This is a genomic window from Bacillus sp. DNRA2 (assembly GCF_012843265.1).
Taxonomy (GTDB): domain Bacteria; phylum Bacillota; class Bacilli; order Bacillales; family Cytobacillaceae; genus Bacillus_BU.
The window spans coordinates 67,360-86,609 of record NZ_JABAIT010000009.1 but is presented as its reverse complement, the minus strand read 5'-3'; the positions used below and the strand labels follow the sequence as shown (position 1 = coordinate 86,609).

At 41.3% G+C, this 19,250-nt stretch carries 15 protein-coding genes, 1 other RNA gene and 1 other annotated feature; of the genes, 2 read left to right on the top strand and 14 right to left on the bottom strand.

From position 1 onward, the window contains the following. Nucleotides 1–31: 31 nt before the first annotated feature. The 4 genes from HHO41_RS09845 to cymR form a co-directional block, all read right to left on the bottom strand. Nucleotides 32–694: a tetratricopeptide repeat protein gene (locus HHO41_RS09845; protein ID WP_169098005.1), complete on the bottom strand. Its 663-nt coding sequence runs from the start codon at nucleotides 692–694 to the stop codon at nucleotides 32–34. Nucleotides 695–776: 82 nt separating this feature from the next. Further along, complete coding sequence (mnmA, locus tag HHO41_RS09840) at nucleotides 777–1,892, bottom strand: tRNA 2-thiouridine(34) synthase MnmA (protein ID WP_169098003.1); 1,116 nt, start codon at nucleotides 1,890–1,892, stop codon at nucleotides 777–779. A 37-nt stretch (nucleotides 1,893–1,929) separates the two neighbouring features. After that, entirely contained in the window at nucleotides 1,930–3,075 is a 1,146-nt protein-coding gene (locus HHO41_RS09835) for a cysteine desulfurase family protein (RefSeq protein ID WP_169098001.1), read from the bottom strand. 89 nt (nucleotides 3,076–3,164) lie between these two features. Continuing rightward, nucleotides 3,165–3,587, bottom strand: coding sequence for a cysteine metabolism transcriptional regulator CymR (gene cymR / locus HHO41_RS09830; protein ID WP_169097999.1), 423 nt, complete (start codon nucleotides 3,585–3,587; stop codon nucleotides 3,165–3,167). Nucleotides 3,588–3,817: 230 nt separating this feature from the next. Between cymR and HHO41_RS09825 the strand changes: the two genes are divergently transcribed. Continuing rightward, nucleotides 3,818–5,086: a replication-associated recombination protein A gene (locus HHO41_RS09825; RefSeq protein ID WP_169097997.1), complete on the top strand. Its 1,269-nt coding sequence runs from the start codon at nucleotides 3,818–3,820 to the stop codon at nucleotides 5,084–5,086. Between the two features lie 305 nt (nucleotides 5,087–5,391). Here HHO41_RS09825 and HHO41_RS09820 read toward each other — a convergent pair whose 3' ends face one another. The 6 genes from HHO41_RS09820 to HHO41_RS09795 form a co-directional block, all read right to left on the bottom strand. Beyond that, entirely contained in the window at nucleotides 5,392–6,345 is a 954-nt protein-coding gene (locus HHO41_RS09820) for an ABC transporter permease (protein ID WP_169097995.1), read from the bottom strand. A gap of 150 nt (nucleotides 6,346–6,495) precedes the next feature. Continuing rightward, nucleotides 6,496–7,266 (bottom strand): tRNA threonylcarbamoyladenosine dehydratase, encoded by a 771-nt coding sequence (locus tag HHO41_RS09815; protein ID WP_169097993.1) that lies wholly within the window; start codon nucleotides 7,264–7,266, stop codon nucleotides 6,496–6,498. Between the two features lie 202 nt (nucleotides 7,267–7,468). Continuing rightward, nucleotides 7,469–7,654, bottom strand: a non-coding RNA gene (ssrS, locus tag HHO41_RS09810) — 6S RNA. Nucleotides 7,655–7,713: 59 nt separating this feature from the next. Beyond that, entirely contained in the window at nucleotides 7,714–9,489 is a 1,776-nt protein-coding gene (gene aspS / locus HHO41_RS09805) for an aspartate--tRNA ligase (RefSeq protein WP_169097991.1), read from the bottom strand. Nucleotides 9,490–9,507: 18 nt separating this feature from the next. Then, complete coding sequence (gene hisS, locus HHO41_RS09800) at nucleotides 9,508–10,779, bottom strand: histidine--tRNA ligase (RefSeq protein WP_169097989.1); 1,272 nt, start codon at nucleotides 10,777–10,779, stop codon at nucleotides 9,508–9,510. A gap of 103 nt (nucleotides 10,780–10,882) precedes the next feature. Then, nucleotides 10,883–11,123, bottom strand: a binding site (T-box leader). A gap of 122 nt (nucleotides 11,124–11,245) precedes the next feature. Continuing rightward, nucleotides 11,246–11,422, bottom strand: a complete 177-nt coding sequence (locus HHO41_RS09795) for a hypothetical protein (protein WP_169097988.1) — start codon at nucleotides 11,420–11,422, stop codon at nucleotides 11,246–11,248. 153 nt (nucleotides 11,423–11,575) lie between these two features. Here HHO41_RS09795 and HHO41_RS09790 point away from each other — a divergent pair, with 153 nt between their 5' ends. Then, complete coding sequence (locus tag HHO41_RS09790; RefSeq protein WP_169097986.1) at nucleotides 11,576–13,120, top strand: N-acetylmuramoyl-L-alanine amidase family protein; 1,545 nt, start codon at nucleotides 11,576–11,578, stop codon at nucleotides 13,118–13,120. Nucleotides 13,121–13,463: 343 nt separating this feature from the next. Here the strand turns inward: HHO41_RS09790 and dtd are convergent, their stop codons facing one another. The 4 genes from dtd to recJ form a co-directional block, all read right to left on the bottom strand. Further along, on the bottom strand, nucleotides 13,464–13,904 hold the full coding sequence (dtd, locus tag HHO41_RS09785) for a D-aminoacyl-tRNA deacylase (protein WP_169097984.1): 441 nt from the start codon (nucleotides 13,902–13,904) through the stop codon (nucleotides 13,464–13,466). Between the two features lie 14 nt (nucleotides 13,905–13,918). Next, entirely contained in the window at nucleotides 13,919–16,114 is a 2,196-nt protein-coding gene (locus HHO41_RS09780) for a RelA/SpoT family protein (protein ID WP_169097982.1), read from the bottom strand. A gap of 214 nt (nucleotides 16,115–16,328) precedes the next feature. After that, entirely contained in the window at nucleotides 16,329–16,841 is a 513-nt protein-coding gene (locus HHO41_RS09775; protein ID WP_169097980.1) for an adenine phosphoribosyltransferase, read from the bottom strand. Then, on the bottom strand, nucleotides 16,832–19,198 hold the full coding sequence (gene recJ / locus HHO41_RS09770; protein ID WP_169097978.1) for a single-stranded-DNA-specific exonuclease RecJ: 2,367 nt from the start codon (nucleotides 19,196–19,198) through the stop codon (nucleotides 16,832–16,834). The genes HHO41_RS09775 and recJ overlap by 10 nt, the downstream gene beginning before the upstream one ends. Nucleotides 19,199–19,250: the final 52 nt, after the last annotated feature.

Sequence of the window (19,250 nt, the reverse complement as noted above, 5' to 3'; positions counted from 1 at the left end):
GGGCTTCCCCCCTTTCATTGCATGGCCTTGCTTAATTTACATCAGAATTCGCGCCTGTTAGCACTGCCTTTGTATTCACTGCCAAGATATGGTCAGGCTGAATTTCTATCGCTTTATCCAAATGGACAAGTGCCTGAGGCAAGTTCTCTTTAAAAGCATAAGCAACACCTAGATTATAGTGCGCATCAGCATGCTCTGAATCGATATCAACGCATTTTTGCAGCTGGTTAATCGCTTCATCGAGCATACCCTCCTGTGCCAAACAGAGCCCACATTGAAATAAGGCTTCAGCATCAGTTGGATTTAATTCAACTGCCCGTTGTAAATACGGCAATGCAAGCCGAGCAGTTTGCAGCTGGATTAAACACATGCCAAGCATAAAATAATTATCGCTAGTTTGTAACCCTGCTTTAATAGCAGCATCAAACATTTTTTTCGCCTCATCAAATTGTTCTTTTTCATAAAGAAGAGCTCCAGCACTGTAATATGCTGCGCCACCGCCGCCCAACTGAATCGCTTTTTCAAAGAATTTAAGCGCTCGTTCTGGGTCTCCAACAGCAGATAAGACATTACCAAAATTTATATAGGCTACTGCATCCTTCGGGTCTCGTTCAATAACCTCCATAAAGATTTTGGCCGCTTCCTCCCATTTCCCGTCTTGCATCAATTGAATTCCAAGTTGATTCTTATCCATTTTCTCACTCACTCCGTTCTAAAAAAGAGTATAACATGAAAAGGCACTGACCCTTAAGCGATAGTCAGCACCTTTCATCAGCTTAGCCGACATATGTCAGACGTTCACCGTTTTTATATACTTCATCAATCGTGCCGCCACCTAAGCATTCATCACCATTGTAAAAAACAACAGCTTGTCCTGGTGTCACCGCACGGATGGGTTCAGCAAAAACAACTTCAACTCTTTCGTCATCCATGACCTTAACTGTAACTTTGTTATCAGCTTGGCGATAGCGGAATTTAGCTGTACAGGTAAATTCTTTACTGACCGGACGATTCGAAGTCCAGCTTATTTTTGTCGCAATAATCGAATCGGAATATAGCTTTTCATGATGGAAACCTTGCCCAACATAAAGCACATTCCGCTCCAAATCCTTACCGATTACAAACCATGGCTCCCCGGAACCACCAATCCCCAATCCATGTCGCTGACCAATTGTATGATACATCAGCCCATCATGGCGACCTTTAATCTCACCAGCAAAGGTTTCCATATTGCCTGGTTGGGCAGGAAGATAGTTCCCTAGGAATTCTTTAAAGTTCCGTTCGCCGATAAAACAAATCCCCGTACTATCCTTTTTCGTTGCTGTCGCTAAATTGGCCTCTTTCGCTAATTCGCGCACTCGAGCTTTTTCCAGTCCGCCGATTGGGAACATGACCTTTTCCAATTGACTTTGTGTTAACTGATTAAGGAAGTAGGTTTGATCTTTATTTTCATCAATCCCGCGGAGCATCTTGTACTCCCCATCGCGGTACTCAACGCGCGCATAGTGTCCTGTTGCCAAATAATCTGCGCCAAGCTTCAAAGCATGCTCCAAGAATGCCTTGAATTTGATTTCTTTATTACACATGACATCAGGGTTAGGTGTCCGACCCGCTTTGTATTCTTCTAGGAAATAAGTAAACACCTTGTCCCAATATTGTTTTTCAAAATTTACGGCATAATACGGAATGCCAATCTGATTGCAGACCCGAATCACATCTTCATAGTCTTCGGTAGCTGTACAAACGCCAAATTCATCTGTATCATCCCAGTTTTTCATAAATATCCCGATAACATCATAGCCTTGCTGCTTTAGTAAAAGCGCAGCAACAGATGAGTCTACACCACCGCTCATCCCCACAACTACACGGGTATCTTTTACTGCTTTTTGCACTGTCTTCACCTCGCTAAAATAGCGATCCTTCGTATATTTAAAGAGCTGTTAACCGTTGTACGATTTTAGCTGTTTCTTTGCCAACCTTTTGGATTTGCTCAAGATCGTTGGTTAAACCAAAGCTAAACCGAATCGAATTTGTAATTCGCTCCGAGTGTTTCCCAAACATTGCGACAAGAACATGGGAAGGATCAATTGAACCTGCAGTACATGCCGAACCACTTGAAGCTGCAATACCAGCCAAATCTAAATTGACAAGCATCGATTCGACATTAACTCCAGGAAAGCTTAAGTTTAAAACATGTGGCAAGGAATTTTCAAGTGTTCCGTTTATGGAAAAATCAATCTGAGCTTGCATTAGCTCATTTATAAGGCATTGCTTATACTCTCGATACTGGTCACTTCTTGTTTCAAGCTTAGCTTGAGCAATTTTGACAGCTTCATGAAATCCAACTATCGCCGGAACATTTTCAGTTCCTGCTCGACGTTTGCGCTCCTGTTCACCACCAAAGCTTTGCGGAAACAATTTGATCCCACTTTTAGCAAAAAGAAAGCCAATCCCTTTTGGTCCATTAATTTTATGAGAGGAAACTGATAATAAATCAATCTTCTGCTCTTTCACATTGATTTTTTCCAAACCATAGGCTTGCACTGCATCCGTATGAAATATTGCTTGATGATTTTCAAGGAGGCTGCCAATTTCAGCAATCGGCTGAATCGAGCCTACTTCATTGTTTCCGTACATAATCGAAACAAGAATCGTATCATCACGCAAAGCTGCCTTTACAGCCTCTACAGAGATATGACCCGTTTCATTGACAGATAAATAAGTAACTTCAAAGCCTTCTTTTTCAAGTTGTTTACAGGAATGCAGGATAGCATGATGCTCTATCGACGTTGTGATAATATGGTTTCCGTTATGACGGTTTGCCTTAGCTACCCCGAATAAGGCAAAGTTATCACTTTCTGTCCCACCGCTTGTAAATATCAATTCAGTTGATTTCGCACCAATGCTTTCGGCAATTGCTTCCCGCGCCACATCCAAACGATGGCGGGCTTCGCGACCAAAGAAATGAATGCTAGATGGATTCCCGAAGGTTTCTTGCATTGCTTGGGTCATGACCTCAAGTACCTGCGGATGCATCGGCGAGGTAGCCGCATGGTCTACATAAATTCGTTCCAAGAGATTTTCACCTACTTTCAAGCAGTCTCCGTTCCACACTATTTGACTTTTTAATAAACAATTTCAAATCAGCGAATGGAGCCTACTGTCTAAATATAAAACATATATGAATCAGGTACATTATCATCTTCAGAGAAATTAGCTAAATCCTCAAGAGTAGTATTATCAAGAACATCCTTCACGGCATCACGAATTCGGATCCACAACTGGCGTTTTACAGGTTCCTCCTCTTCAATTCCTTCAACAGGAGTAATCGGTCCTTCTAAGACACGAATAATATCACCTGCTGTAATCTTTGAAGGTGTGTCCCCTAAAACATAACCGCCATATGCTCCGCGAATACTCCTTACCAATCCAGCATTACGCAATGGTGCGATCAATTGCTCCAAGTAATGCTCTGAAAGATCATTCGATTGCGCGATTGCTTTTAGTGACAATGGGCCTTCCCCATGTTTTTTTGCTAATTCAATCATAATGGTTAATCCGTAGCGACCCTTTGTTGAGATTTTCATTAACAAGCACCTCTTTTTAATTTTACATATATATATTACAATTTTCGCCAAATGTTATCATGACTATTAAGTGTTAAAATTAATTCCTTACATTCAAATTAATTTTATCAAATTTAAAACACTCTTGTTATTATAGCACAAGAAAATGCATTTTTCCTTCTAACATGATATGTTTAATGGGTAGTGTTTGCATTAAAATGGGATTTTGTTACAGGTTGGAGAGATGAAGTATGTCGGAAAAACCACTTGCATTTCGAATGAGACCGAAAAATATAGATGAAGTCATTGGACAGGATCATTTAGTCGGTGAAGGAAAGATTATTAATCGGATGGTCAAAGCCAAGCAACTATCTTCGATGATCCTATACGGCCCCCCGGGTGTCGGTAAAACATCCATTGCGAGTGCCATTGCTGGGAGTACAAAATACGCCTTTCGCATGTTAAATGCTGTTACTAACAATAAAAAGGACATGGAGATTGTCGCTGCCGAAGCGAAAATGTCAGGTAAAGTCATCTTACTCTTAGATGAGGTCCATCGCCTTGATAAAGGCAAACAAGATTTCCTGCTTCCTTATTTGGAAAACGGGATGATTACATTAATTGGCGCAACAACCAGCAATCCTTATTTAGCGATTAATCCGGCGATTCGTAGTCGCTGTCAAATTTTCGAACTAAAACCGTTAACCCCTGAGGATATCGTCGTGGCCCTAACCCGAGCTTTAGCGGATTGCGAGCGTGGACTTGGTAAAATGGATCCCGAGGTTTCAGATGATGCCTTGCTCCATCTAGCGACCGTTTCAAACGGGGATGTCAGAAGTGCCTTAAATGCTCTAGAACTCGCTGTATTATCAACTTCCCCAGGACAAGACGGAAAAATCCATATCGATGTAAAAACGGCCGAGGAATGCATTCAGCGCAAAAGCATGTCCTACGATAAAGATGGCGACGGCCATTACGATGTACTCTCTGCTTTCCAGAAATCGATTCGTGGCAGTGACGTTAATGCCGCGCTCCATTATTTAGGTCGGCTTATTGAAGCAGGAGATTTAATCAGTATCGCAAGGCGCTTAATCGTCATTGCCTACGAGGATGTCGGATTGGCGAGTCCTCAAGCTGGTCAGCGTACGTTAGCGGCAATCGAAACAGCGGAACGCCTTGGCTTCCCTGAAGCAAGAATACCTTTAGCTAACGCGGTGATTGAGCTTTGTCTGTCACCGAAGTCAAATTCAGCGATTATCGCGATTGATGCTGCTTTAACAGATATTCGCCAAGGAAAAAGCGGTGAGGTTCCGGCACACCTTCGCGATGCACATTATAAAGGGGCGAAGGAGCTTGGACGGGGCATTGATTATAAGTATCCACACGATTATGATGCCGGCTGGATTAAACAGCAATATTTGCCTGACCGCCTGAAAAATAAACAATACTATGAGCCAAAGCTGACCGGGAAATTCGAGCAAGCACTGGCCATGGTGTATGAACGGTTGAATAAAAAATAGAGGTCTGATGTCCGCGTATAATTGTTGAAAGTCAATATTAACGGACATTCATTCCGTTATTTTGACAAAAACGCTTAATTTGATTTACTAACGGACATCAGATTCTTTATTTGATTAAATGAAGGCATGAAATTCTTGATTTTGTTTAAATAAGGCATCATATGTCCGGTAAATCATAAAAACCAACAAAAATTCTAAAATAAGGCCTTTTGTGTCCGCAAAAAAAGCCTGGTTCACACGGAACCAGGCTACTCTTTTATAAACACTGAACCAACAACAGTTAGCAACGACGAACCTCTATTTTTTTACGCTCCAATATCTCTTTTATTAAAAACATAATAGGCTAATCCTAAAAACAAGGCCAAATAAACAAGCAGCATCGCGACCGAGAACGTCAAAGTCATTCCTTCAATCATCGGAGCTCCTTCATAATATTGGAACAAATTCGTATTGGCAAATAAAATGTATTTAGCCCATTCGTATTTTGCGGCCAACAGCTGAGTAACATTTCCACCTGTAAACATGAAGAAGATTGATAGCCCAATTGCCAGTGAGCTGTTGCGAAAAACGGCTGACATCATGAATGCCATTGTCACGAGCATGACCATATTGATCGATTTCAAGCTGTAATATACGATCAAATAAACCCATATTGGCAGTTCTGACACCACCCCATCACGATAAAGCAGATGTGGCGCTGGTCGATCTGGAAAGCCAAACAATATTGCACCGAGTATCCCTGATAATAGGAAGGTAACAATTAACATAAAGATTCCAAACAATAATACCGTGAAATATTTTGAAGTTAATATTTTCGCCCGGTTGATTGGTCGGATTAATAGTAATTTGATTGTCCCCCAATTAAATTCACTGGCGACAATTCCAGCTGCAATCGTGATAATAAAAATCCCAATAAAATCAATCATTTCGGAAATATCGCTGACGAAGTCCCAGATTGTGTAGGCTGTCAATGGCGGTAGATTATTCTCAATTCTGTATTCATTGCGGGCAATGCTCTCTTTAAAATACTCAGCCATTTCCGGCTGATTTTCTTCGTATTGTTCTTGCTGTTTTTTTAGCGCTTCATTCTCAGTTTGCAAATTTTGCTTCCACTGCGGGTCATTACGTTCCACGTTGGCAAGATTGTATTTCATCGACACACCAGCAATTGCAATCACAATTAGCAGCAAGCCAAGCATGACGTATGTACCTGGGCGACGAAAAATCTTAATCATCTCATTTTGAATTAATCCAATCATTAGATGCTCCTCTCTCCTCAACAAGAGTCCTACTTTTCTTTAACTTACCGTTTTTCTAGGTACTAGGCAAGGGGCGTCTTATTTTTGTAAAATATAGCGGTTATTTCGGAGTCAAATAAATAAGCCTTCGATTTCTCGAAGGCATGATGGTTATTTTTTTTCATCGCTAACTCGGGTGATTTTAATATCAGCAAGAAGTTGACGGACAACGTAACTAGCCATAATCAAACCGGCAACAGATGGTACGAACGCATTCGATGAAGGCGGCATTTTCGCCTTGCGAATTTCTGCCTGGTCGTTACCAACCACCTTACGCACATCCTCTCGAATGACTATCGGACTTTCATCGGAAAAGACAACTGGGATTCCTTTGCGAATTCCTTCTTTACGGAGCTTTGTTCTAATGACCTTAGCAATAGGGTCAGTATGAGTTTTTGCGATATCAGCTATTTGGAACCGAGTAGGATCCATTTTATTAGCTGCTCCCATACTGGAGATAATCGGAATATTTCGCTTTAGGCATTCCTTCATTAGATGGATTTTATACACGATCGTATCGGATGCATCAACGACGAAATCAAGTCCATAACTGAAAAATTGCTCGTATGTTTCTTCTGTATAAAACATTTTCAAGGCAATAACTTCACAATCAGGATTAATGTCTTTAATCCGCTCTTTCATTAGTTCTGCCTTCGGTTGACCAACAGTGGATAACAAGGCAATCACCTGACGATTGACATTGGTAATATCAACAGTATCCTTATCTACAAGTACTAATCGTCCCACGCCTGAACGGGCCAACGCTTCAGCTGCAAACGAGCCCACGCCGCCAATGCCAAGCACTGCAACTGTACTGCCCTTCATGATATCGAGCCCATCCTTGCCGATGGCCAACTCATTTCTCGAAAATTGGTGTAGCATATTTATCACTCCAACAACAAACTCATTGATTTTATACTTCTTAGCTTTTTCCCGATAATGAATATATCATACTTAGCATGATAAATAATAGTATTTCGATAGGAATTTAGTAAAAAAGGTATTTAAAAATACAACCTTAAAAATGAGTACAAAAAACCCCATGGATGGTTATCCATGGAGTGTTAGGTTTTAGATAAGGTGAAAGAGCCCCAATCGTGCCGTCACGTAATTGCTTCGTTTTGATCCTGCTCCCTGCAGGTGGGTGTCCTGTTCCAAGTTTATGTAGGTCCCCTATAACGAGGCATGAACGCGACTTGAAAACGCAAACTCCCAAAGTGAAAATGTTAGGTCAAAACATCTGCTAATGCAACAAACACATCAGGACTCTTTCTGTTAATTAAATACTACCATAAACGATAGGATGATTCAAGAATTCAGAAGTGGCAATTACTTGTCCATTTTGACAGTTAAATCCAAATAAAGCTCTCTTAACTGAGCCTTGCTCACTTGTGACGGCGCTTCTGTCAACAAGCAGCTTGCACTTGCTGTTTTCGGGAAAGCAATTGTATCACGAAGGTTGGTGCTACCAGCCAGCAACATCACTAAACGGTCTAATCCTAATGCGATACCACCATGTGGTGGAGTACCGTATTCAAATGCCTCAAGTAAGAAACCGAATTGGTCTCTTGCCTCTTCTTCAGTGAATCCAAGAATGCTAAACATTTTTTCCTGGATAGAACGCTCAAAAATACGAAGTGATCCACCACCAAGCTCGTAACCATTTAACACGATGTCATAGGCTTGAGCACGAACCTTGCCAGGATCTGTATCTAGTAAAGCTAAATCCTCACGGAACGGCATGGTAAATGGATGGTGTGCACTATAGTAACGGCCGTCCTCTTCAGAGTACTCTAGTAATGGCCAATCGGTTACCCATAGGAAGTTGAACTTGCTTTCGTCAATTAGGCCCAATTCCTTACCAAGTTTTAAACGTAATGCGCCTAGGCTATCGGCAACAACCTTTTTATTATCTGCAACAAACATGATCAAGTCGCCAATTTCAACGTCAAGAGCTGCTTTGATTTGCGCTTGTTCTTCTTCAGACACAAATTTAGCAATTGGACCTTTTAAGCCGTCTTCTTCAGCTTTGAACCAAGCTAAACCTTTCGCGCCATAAACTGCTACAAATTCAGTTAAATGATCGATATCCTTACGTGAATATTTCTCTGCTCCACCTTTCACATTTAACGCTTTTACTTGTCCGCCAGCAGCGATTGGACCTGAGAATACTTTGAACCCAGAATCCTTTAAAATCTCAGACAGATCAGTTAATTCAAGGGCAAAACGTGTATCTGGTTTATCTGAACCGAAACGACTCATTGCTTCATCATAGGTCATCCGTTGAATTGGTAACTGAATGTCAATGCCTTTAACTTCTTTCATGACTTTTGCCATCATCGTTTCCATTAAAGAAATGATATCATCTTGGCTTAGGAAGCTTGTCTCAATATCGACTTGCGTGAATTCAGGCTGACGATCAGCACGTAAGTCCTCATCACGGAAACAACGAGCGATTTGATAGTAGCGCTCTACTCCACCAACCATTAATAGTTGTTTAAATATTTGTGGTGATTGTGGTAAAGCATAAAATTCACCTGGATGCACACGGCTTGGTACTAAATAGTCACGCGCTCCTTCTGGTGTACTTTTTGTTAAAATTGGTGTTTCAATATCAAGGAAGCCTTCTCCATCCAAATAATCACGAATCGCTTTCGTTACTTGGTGACGCATTTTGAAAGTTTCAAACATCACTGGACGGCGCATATCAAGATAGCGGTATTTTAAGCGTAAATCTTCAGAAACCTCTGTTTTATCTTCAATTTGGAATGGCGGTGTTTTAGCCTCGTTAAGAATGGCCACTTCGTCAACCATCACTTCAATTTTTCCTGTTTTGATATTTTCGTTGATTGTGCTAGCGTCACGAGCAACGACGGTTCCTTTAATATCAAGGACATACTCAGAACGAACCTTTTCAGCAATTGCTAATGCTTCGCTTGAAGTTTCATGATTAAACACGATTTGCACAATGCCTGTGCGGTCACGCAAGTCGATAAAAATAACCCCACCTAAATCACGGCGCTTAGACACCCAACCTTTAAGTGTTACTTTTTCTCCAATAGCTGTTTCAGGTACATCTCCACAAAAAAACGTTCTTCCAAACATTGTTTCTTATCCCCCTCTTTATTTACAAAAACCAGATAAAGTTTCAATAAATTCTGGTAAAGCAACTTCGGTTTGTTCACCAGTTGCCATGTTTTTCAAATTGATTTTGTTAGCCTTCAATTCATCATCGCCGAGAACAGCAACAAATTTTGCTTGCAGTCTATCTGCAGCTTTGAATTGCGTTTTGATTTTACGATCCAAGTAATCACGTTCTGCCGAAAATCCAGCTTTACGCAGTTGATGTAAAAGAGCTACGGTATGGTCCTTGGCGTCTTCACCGAGTGATACTAGGTAGCAATCAATGCTCTCAGAAAGCGGAAGCTCAACCTTTTCAGCCTCTAATGCCGCCAAAAATCTCTCAATACTCATCGCAAAACCGATTCCTGGTGTTTCTGGACCGCCGAGATCTTCGACAAGTCCATTGTAGCGACCTCCGCCACAAAGCGTTGTAATCGCGCCAAAGCCTTCAGCATTACTCATAATTTCAAAAGCTGTATGATTATAATAATCCAAACCACGCACTAAATTTGGATCAATTTCAAATTCAACCTCAAGTGCTGTTAAGTATTTTTGCACCTTATCAAAATAACTTCTTGATTCATCATTTAAGTAATCGATAATCGAAGGTGCCGTTTTCATCAGCTCATGGTCACGGTCCTGTTTACAGTCCAAAATACGCATTGGATTTTTTTCTAAGCGATTGCGACAATCCGAGCAAAACTCACCAATCCTTGGTTGGAAGTGCTGAATTAACGCCTCGCGGTGCGCATTACGACTATCCTTGTCTCCCAAGCTATTGATGACAAGCTTTAATTTTTTCAAACCGAGCTCTTGGTACAGTGACATCGCCAGTGAAATCACTTCTGCATCAATTGCCGGGTCTGAGCTGCCTAATGCTTCCACACCAAATTGAACGAATTGACGGAAACGACCGGCCTGTGGACGCTCATAGCGGAACATTGGTCCCATGTAATACAGCTTAACGGGCTGGTTCGCTTGGCCGAACATTTTCTTTTCAACATATGCCCGGACCGTTGATGCAGTTCCTTCCGGACGAAGCGTGATACTTCGATCCCCTCGGTCGGTAAATGTATACATTTCCTTTTGAACGATATCTGTTGTATCACCAACACTTCGGTGGAATAAATCAGTATGCTCGAAAATCGGCGTGCGGATTTCATGATATTGATATTTTTCACAAAGCTCTCTGGCTTTCTTTTCAATTAACTGCCATTTCTCCACTTGACCTGGCAGAATGTCCTGCGTTCCACGCGGAATTTGAATTGACATGATCTGCATATCCTCCTTAAAACCTAACAAATTTCCTATCAACGGGTATGATTGTTATTTTATGTAAATACAAAAAAACCCCCGCCCCCTTGTTAATTCCTAACAAAGGGACGAGAGTATATATTAATCCCGTGGTACCACCCTAGTTGAAGCTATCTAGATAGCTCCCGCTTTTAAACAGATAACGCCTGCCTACGTTCGCTCCTATTCAAGCAACTCGCCATTTCAGAGTGAAGCCTCCTGGGTGTTCTTTCATCAAGGCACATGTAGAAATGCTTTCAGCCACGACATTTCCTCTCTAATCATGTGGAATCTTCATTACTTTTCCCGATCATTGGTTTTCTATTTGTCATTTTATCTTTATAATCATAAAGAGCAAACTCGGGATTGTCAAGAGCAAAAAAGCTGAAGCTATCAGTCAGCGTCGTGCAGCAGTTTCTAGAAGCTAGAGCTGGATTATTAAAACTTACGATCGCTCCAAATGCTTTTTCAGTTTTTTGACATCTCCTAGTGTTAAACCAAATTCTGATGCAAGCTCATACATATTCGATTGCTGCTCGCGTTGGATAAAGTCATGAAAATCGATTCCAAATAATTGATTTTCCCCCGTTGTTGCAGACATTGCTTTACTGCTATTCCGCATAATTTGTCCCCCCTGAATCTTGATTGTTATTATCTTTTCCAAGAATGGCAAAAATGTTTCATTTAAGTGTTAATTTCATGAACGTCGAAAAAAAGGAATGATTTACATAATTCTGTCCGTTAAAATGGATGTAGGCTGAAAGGAGGGCACTACTTGCGGAAAAATACATATATGATTTTCGTCTTCATTTTCGTCCTGTTCGTTGCTGGATTAGCGCCAAGCCATTCGTCTGTTTCAGCAGCGACAAGCACCGTTACCATCATCTCAAATCAAACCAATGTCCGCGAAGGACCTGGTTTAAGCTATAAGAAAATCGCACAGGTTAATAGCGGTGACAAATTTTCAGTGATTAAAGAGAGCGGTGACTGGATCCAAATTGAGCTTAGTAAGAACAAAAAGGGCTGGGTCGCTAATTGGGTTGTAAAGCGTGACCAGACGCAATCATCCAGTACTTCAAAGGTTACAAAAGGTAGCAGTGGCGTAGCGACAACAGATGGTCTGCGTGTCCGTTCTGGCCCTGGCACAAACTATAAAGTACTTGATACATTAAAAAATGGAACGACCATTGAAGTCGCTGATACAAGTGATAATTGGATTAAAGTTTCATATTCAGGTGGTCAAGGCTGGGTCAGCAAGGACTATGTCAAGCTAACAACGGATGCGAAGCAACAGGACAAACCGCCCAAAAAGGATTCCAGTATTAAACAGGAAAAAGGCTATGGCACAGTAACCGCTTCAATTTTATATGTACGTTCTAAAGGATCACTTGACGGAACAATCATCGGAAAAGTTCATCAAGGTGACCGTTTTAAAATACTAGAAGAAACCAATAATTGGATTAAAATTGAATACCAAAAGGGTGCTTACGGATGGGTCGCCTCTTGGTTTCTTGACCAAGCATCTGATGCACAATCAGTGGCTATCCCATCAGGTGAATATATTGAAATGTTACATGATGGAACAAACATCAGAAAGAATCCAACGATTCAAGCTGAAGTTGTTGAACGGGCCGATAAGGGTGAAGTGTTCGAAACGGTTAAGCAGGTACAAGATTGGTTTGAAATTCGCTTAAATAACGGCGATACTGCTTATGTTGCCGGCTGGGTTGTGAAAGTAAAGGGAAGCGGCCAACAAATCGAAAAATCCGACTCTGAGGTTCATTTGAAAAATAAAACGATTGTCATCGATCCTGGACATGGCGGAAAAGATCAGGGGACTTCAGGCTACCGTGGTACATCAGAAAAAAATATCACGATTCAAACAGCACAATTGCTCGGCAAAAGGTTAGCAGCTGCAGGTGCTAATGTCATTTTCACCCGATCCAATGATACGTTTTTATCCTTATCATCGCGTGTTCGCCTGTCCCATTACCATGCAGCTGATGCCTTTATCAGTATCCATTATGACAGCAGCGAAGACAGAAATGTGCGAGGCACAACAAGCTTTTATAACAATTCGTTTCAAAAGCCACTAGCGAGTGCGCTCCATACTGCCGTTGTCCAATATACGGGTTTAAAAGACCGTGGAGTGCGGCACGGTGATTACCATGTTATCCGTGAAAACAAACGTAATGCCGCCCTGTTGGAATTGGGATATTTAAGTAATCCAACTGAAGAAAGCTTAATTACCACAAAGGCCTTTCAGGAAAATGCAGCAACAGGCATCTATCAAGGGTTAGCAAAATATTTTAGCAATTAATTTGATTAGGCTCGTCATTGGACGAGCCTTTTTTGTTGTTTTGTTGAGTTAGTTGAGATGTTTAGCTTAAGGGGAGCTAGTAGGAAATTTATTCATTACCCCTGAGTCGCATAACAGAGCGCTAGGGGGTATGAATAGACCTTAATCGTTACCCCTAAATCTATATTTAACATGCTAGCGGGTACGCAATGACCTTTTTCGTTACCCCTAGAGTATTTTAATCGGTGTCAGAGGGTACGATTAAGCAAACAAACCAGCAAAAAAGCAAGAAACTCCGAACCTTCCCCAAATAAAAAAACTCCCCATCATTTCAGATAAGAAGCTTCCATACCAAAAATTCAACTTATTTACTTTCAAGAATTAGCGTCACTGGACCGTCATTGACTAATTGCACGTCCATCATCGCTCCAAACACGCCAGTTTCAACACGAATGCCTTTATCGCGCAAAAGACGGTTAAAAGACTCATAAATTTCAATCGCATGCTCCGGTCTTGCTGCGTCCATAAAATTAGGACGGCGACCTTTGCGGCAATCACCATATAAGGTAAATTGCGATACCGAAAGAATTTCTCCACCGACATCAAGCAATGATAAATTCATTTTGCCGGCATCGTCTTCAAATACGCGGAGATTGGCGATTTTATCAGCTAAAAATGCGGCATCAGCTTCCGCATCCTCGTGCGTTACCCCAACTAACAAAACGAAGCCTTTATCAATGTGACCAACGACCACTCCGTCCACGGTGACACTAGCTGTTTTACTACGCTGCACTACTATTCTCATTTTCGTAGAACTCCTTAATTCATAATCCGTCTGACAGCATACACATCAGGGATTTGTTTAATGCGATCGACCACCTTCTGCAGATGGGCGACATTATGAATCGCAATCGTCATGATGATCGTTGCGGCTTTATTCCGATCAGATTTACCGGTAACCGCCGAAATATTTGTCTTCGTTTCATTCACTGCCTGAAGCACTTCGTTTAACAAGCCGCGGCGATCGTAACCGGTAATCTCGATATCCACATTATATTCCTTCCGGTCATTAAGGGCTGTTTCCCACTCTACTGGAATCAGTCTTTCCTTAGCATCCTCAGTGTTAATATTCGTACAATCTGCGCGGTGGACCGACACGCCACGCCCCTTTGTAATAAATCCAACGATTTCATCACCAGGGACCGGGTTACAGCAGCGGGACAAGCGAATTAACAAATTATCAATACCGGTAACACGAACACCAGACTCCCGCTTTTTACTTACCGGGAAGCCTTTAAGCTCCGAAACTGCGGTTGAAACATCAGCACTCTGTTCAAGATCGCGCTTTTTCCGCCATTTTTCGGTTAAGCGGTTAGCTACCTGCAGCGCGGTTACACCATTGTAACCAACCGCAGCATACATATCCTCATCATTAGCAAAGTTGAATTTCTCAGCAACTCGTTTTAAATTATCAGCAGTCAAGATTTCTTTTACATCAAAATCCATATTGCGGATTTCCTTTTCAACAAGCTCCTTACCCTTTTCAACATTTTCCTCTTTACGTTGCTTTTTGAAGAATGCTCTGATTTTATTTTTTGCCTGAGAGGTTTGGGCTAGCTTCAACCAGTCCTGACTTGGACCGTACGAATGCTTTGATGTTAAAATTTCAATAATATCGCCAGTTTTCAACTTGTAATCAAGCGTAACCATCTTTCCGTTTACCTTGGCCCCAATCGTTTTATTCCCGATTTCAGAGTGAATACGGTAAGAAAAATCGATTGGAACAGAGCCAGCCGGTAGTTCAATCACATCGCCCTTTGGAGTAAACACAAAGACCATATCAGAAAATAAATCAACTTTAAGTGATTCCATAAATTCCTCGGCATCCGAGGTTTCATTTTGGATTTCAAGAATTTCTCTAAACCAAGTAAGCTTCTCCTCATAGGAAGCGATATCACTTGGTGATTTACCTTCTTTATAAGCCCAGTGCGCAGCAATCCCGAATTCGGCAATCGCATGCATTTCCGAAGTTCTAATTTGCACCTCGAGTGGCTCACCCTTTGGTCCAATCACGGTTGTATGCAGAGATTGATACATGTTTGGCTTTGGCATCGCGATGTAATCCTTGAACCTGCCTGGCATAGGCTTCCAACAGGTATGGATAATTCCAAGCACAGCATAACAATCCTTGATACTGTTGACGATGATGCGAACCGCTAATAAATCATATATTTCATTAAACTGCTTATTTTGCAGATGCATTTTTCGATAGATGCTATAAATATGTTTTGGCCGTCCAAACATATCAGCCTTGATCGCGACCTCATTCATTCGCGTCCGTACCTCAGCAATAACTTCATCAAGATATTGCTCGCGCTCAGCCCGCTTTTTCTTCATCAAATTAACAATTCGATAATATTGCTGAGGATTTAAATAGCGCAATGCGGTATCCTCGAGCTCCCACTTAATTTTGGAAATCCCTAAACGATGGGCAAGCGGTGCGAAAATCTCCAATGTTTCGTTGGCGATTCGCCGTTGTTTTTCATGCGGCAAATGCTTGAGAGTTCGCATATTATGAAGACGATCTGCTAGTTTAATCAAAATAACCCGTATGTCTTGGGCCATTGCGACAAACATTTTCCGGTGGTTTTCTGCCTGTTGTTCTTCATGTGATTTATATTTAATTTTCCCGAGCTTCGTCACTCCATCGACAAGCATTGCTACTTCATCGTTAAATGTCGTCGTTAAATCCAATAATGTCACGTCTGTATCCTCAACGACATCATGAAGAAAACCGGCTGCAACAGTATAAGGGTCCATCTCTAAATCGGCAAGAATACCTGCGACCTGAATCGGATGGATAATATACGGTTCACCAGATTTTCGATATTGATCACGATGGGCATGCTTGGCAAATTCATATGCCTTCTGCACTAATTTAACATGCTCCGCATTTAAGTATGCTTTTGTTCGGTCGATGACTTGTTCGGCGCTAAGTACTTGATCATTCGCCATTATAATCACCTTTATATTTCAACTTTTTATAAATTTTTTGGGTTCTAATGATTAATTATAGTATACTGACAGCCAACCTTCAAAACCTTTATGTTGTTTTTTGAAAAATAATTCTAAATAAGCTGCAGATTCTCGATATTTAGACAAAGCCATGGTTTTTTTTGGCAAAAAAGAGCACCCAAACTGGAGTGCTCCTCATCATTAATTCGTATGATTAAAATTGCATTAGTGTTAGCATATCGTAGTCTTGTAGCTTGTTACGTCCTTCTAAGTAAGAAAGCTCAATTAAGAAGGCAATTCCAGCAACTGTTCCACCAAGCTGTTCGACAAGTCGAATCGTTGCATCAATTGTTCCACCAGTCGCTAAAAGGTCATCAGTAATAAGGACTCTTTGGCCCGGTTTAATTGCGTCTTTATGAATTGTCAAAACATCTTTACCGTACTCAAGACCGTATTCTGCTTTAACTGTTTCACGCGGAAGTTTTCCTTCTTTGCGAACCGGAGCAAAGCCCACTCCTAAACTATAGGCAACTGGACAGCCAATAATAAATCCACGAGCTTCAGGTCCAACAACAAGATCAATTTGTTTTTCACGTGCATATAATACGATTTGGTCAGTCGCATATCTATATGCATCACCATTGTCCATCAAAGTGGTGATGTCCTTAAATTGAATTCCTGGCTTTGGCCAATCAGGTACGGTTGTAATAAATTGCTTTAAATCCATGCGTTTATTTCCTCCTCATTATGAACAGACCCTTGAATCATTTGGTCAAACCAACCTTTTAGCTGCTGGTATGACGAAAACAGTAAATCATTTTCAAGGGAGAATTGCGCCAATTTCTTTTGGTACGTCTTTGATTCTGTTAAGTCTCGTTTCTGTGTTGTTTTTTGCAAGGAAATGAGTCCATTGTTTATTGTAACAAAGTCTAATTCAAAAAACACCTGTGACATAAATTCGATTGTTTCCTTTGACCAGCCACGATGCTTTGCGAGCAGGTGCCCGTGCTGCGACATATTCAGCGGACCCTTTTTCGCCAAAAAGGCATAAAACCATTTAAAGTGTTCCCTCGTCGGGACAGTACTAAAAAAGTCACTGTCACGTTTATAAAACTGGACATACACACGTGAAGGCTTCTTCCCAACAAATAGCTGCTCAATTACTTCCTTTGTTGGGGGCATATCGACCACGATCACGTTTTGCCCATCAAGTGAAAGCTGTTTAGCGTCATCCTCTGACTCCACACAAATGACCGCTTCATTTTGATAATCAGGAATCAGCGCAGTATGGTCAGAATCAAACACAATCCATTTCCGCTCGTGTTTTGGGATACTATCGATATAATGAATTTGTTTTTTATTGCCGCGAAAATCAAACAGCTGCCACGTTTCTACTGCCATATCAGCAAGGAAAATTTGCGGCTTGCGAATATTATTCCACTCATTGATGGATAATTCTCCTATTACCGATATTTTGGCACTAGGTGCAATGTGTTCATACAGATGACCGAGACCAAACCCTACTCCATCAAGTTTTGCTGAGCTTTCAGCTAATGTTACCTTCAGATGGTTTTGTTCAGAACCTATCTTGCGAATTTGGGCAAGCTCCACAGAGTCGATTAATACCTTCGGCTTTGGATTATCAACTCCGTACGGTGACAGCATTTGCATCTCTTCAATTGCTTTCAAATCAATATGAGCAAGTGAAACAGCACTATCAATGTTAACCACTGGGATAAAATCTTCGTCCGTTAACTGCTCATTAGCTAGAGAATTTAACCTAGCTCTTAACTCGTCCACGTCATCAATTTTCAAGGTCATCCCTGCTGCCATCGGGTGTCCGCCAAAGTGCGGCAATAGCTCACGACAAGTTGAAAGATTTTGAAACAGATCAAAGCCGGCAATACTTCGGGCCGAGCCTTTCGCTAGTCCCTTCTCTAGATCATAGCTAAGGATAATCGTCGGCCGATAATAGCGTTCAACAAGCTTAGAAGCAACGATTCCGATTACTCCAGCATTCCAACCTTCTTTTCCTAAAATCAATACCGAGTTTTCTGAGACTGGGTAATTCTCCTCAACTTCTTTTATCGCTTCTTCAGCTATTTGATTAACGATCGCTTGGCGCTGTTTATTCAACTGCTCCATCTCTTCAGCAATCGACATCGCTTCATTTTCATCATCCGTTAATAATAAATCAACTGCAATATCAGCACTTTCGAGCCGTCCTGCTGCATTTATCCTTGGTCCAAGCGTAAATCCAATCGTCTCTTCATTGATGGTGGATGGATTTACACTAGCAAGCTTTAGTAAGGCTTGGAGTCCAATATTCGTAGTTGATTTCATTTTCTTGATACCACGTGTAACAATTAAACGGTTTTCTCCAGTTAAAGATACGAGGTCCGCAACTGTACCAATCACAACAATATCTAGTAAATGCTCGGGTACTTTTCCGTAAAGAGCATGTGAGAGCTTAAACGCCACCCCGACACCAGCTAATTCACGAAAAGGATATGTGCTGTCATGCAGCTTTGGGTGAACAATGGCATAGGCTTCTGGTAGAACTGGTCCTGGTTCGTGGTGGTCTGTAATGATTAAATCAATGCCTAATTCCTTGGCCACCTGGGCTTCATGTAATGCTGAAATCCCAGTATCGACTGTAATAATTAAACTCACACCACAACTCGCCAAATGGCGGAATGCCGGTTCATTTGGACCGTACCCTTCTGTAAACCGATTGGGAATATAATATTGAACATTGGCGCCTAAGTCCAGCAGCGTTTTCATCATCACGGTTGTACTGCTGACTCCATCGGCATCATAATCGCCAAAAATAAATATTTGTTCTTGCTTTTCAATTGCTTCTTTCATACGATTAACAGCCTTGTCCATATCCTTTAGTAAAAACGGATCATGGAAGGCTTGGTCATTAGTATATAAAAATTTGCGTGCCTCTTCTGCACATTCAATACCACGATTGACAAGTAATGAGGCTACAAGCGGTGAAATCGCTAATTCTGTTTGTAAATGTTGAACCTTTTCTTCATTGGTCTGTCGAACCATCCATCTTGATTTTGATTTTAACATTCGTTTTCACCCCTCAACCTTCTTATTATACAAAAGCTAGTCAGGGGTTTCA

What these genes read in the sequence shown, in the direction of transcription:
- HHO41_RS09845 (WP_169098005.1), bottom strand. Translation starts at nt 694, where the DNA reads ATGGATAAGAATCAACTTGGAATTCAATTGATGCAAGACGGGAAATGG.
- cymR (WP_169097999.1), bottom strand. Translation starts at nt 3,587, where the DNA reads ATGAAAATCTCAACAAAGGGTCGCTACGGATTAACCATTATGATTGAA.
- HHO41_RS09825 (WP_169097997.1), top strand. Translation starts at nt 3,818, where the DNA reads ATGTCGGAAAAACCACTTGCATTTCGAATGAGACCGAAAAATATAGAT.
- HHO41_RS09820 (WP_169097995.1), bottom strand. Translation starts at nt 6,345, where the DNA reads ATGATTGGATTAATTCAAAATGAGATGATTAAGATTTTTCGTCGCCCA.
- HHO41_RS09815 (WP_169097993.1), bottom strand. Translation starts at nt 7,266, where the DNA reads ATGCTACACCAATTTTCGAGAAATGAGTTGGCCATCGGCAAGGATGGG.
- aspS (WP_169097991.1), bottom strand. Translation starts at nt 9,489, where the DNA reads ATGTTTGGAAGAACGTTTTTTTGTGGAGATGTACCTGAAACAGCTATT.
- hisS (WP_169097989.1), bottom strand. Translation starts at nt 10,779, where the DNA reads ATGTCAATTCAAATTCCGCGTGGAACGCAGGACATTCTGCCAGGTCAA.
- HHO41_RS09795 (WP_169097988.1), bottom strand. Translation starts at nt 11,422, where the DNA reads ATGCGGAATAGCAGTAAAGCAATGTCTGCAACAACGGGGGAAAATCAA.
- dtd (WP_169097984.1), bottom strand. Translation starts at nt 13,904, where the DNA reads ATGAGAATAGTAGTGCAGCGTAGTAAAACAGCTAGTGTCACCGTGGAC.
- HHO41_RS09780 (WP_169097982.1), bottom strand. Translation starts at nt 16,114, where the DNA reads ATGGCGAATGATCAAGTACTTAGCGCCGAACAAGTCATCGACCGAACA.
- HHO41_RS09775 (WP_169097980.1), bottom strand. Translation starts at nt 16,841, where the DNA reads ATGGATTTAAAGCAATTTATTACAACCGTACCTGATTGGCCAAAGCCA.
- recJ (WP_169097978.1), bottom strand. Translation starts at nt 19,198, where the DNA reads ATGTTAAAATCAAAATCAAGATGGATGGTTCGACAGACCAATGAAGAA.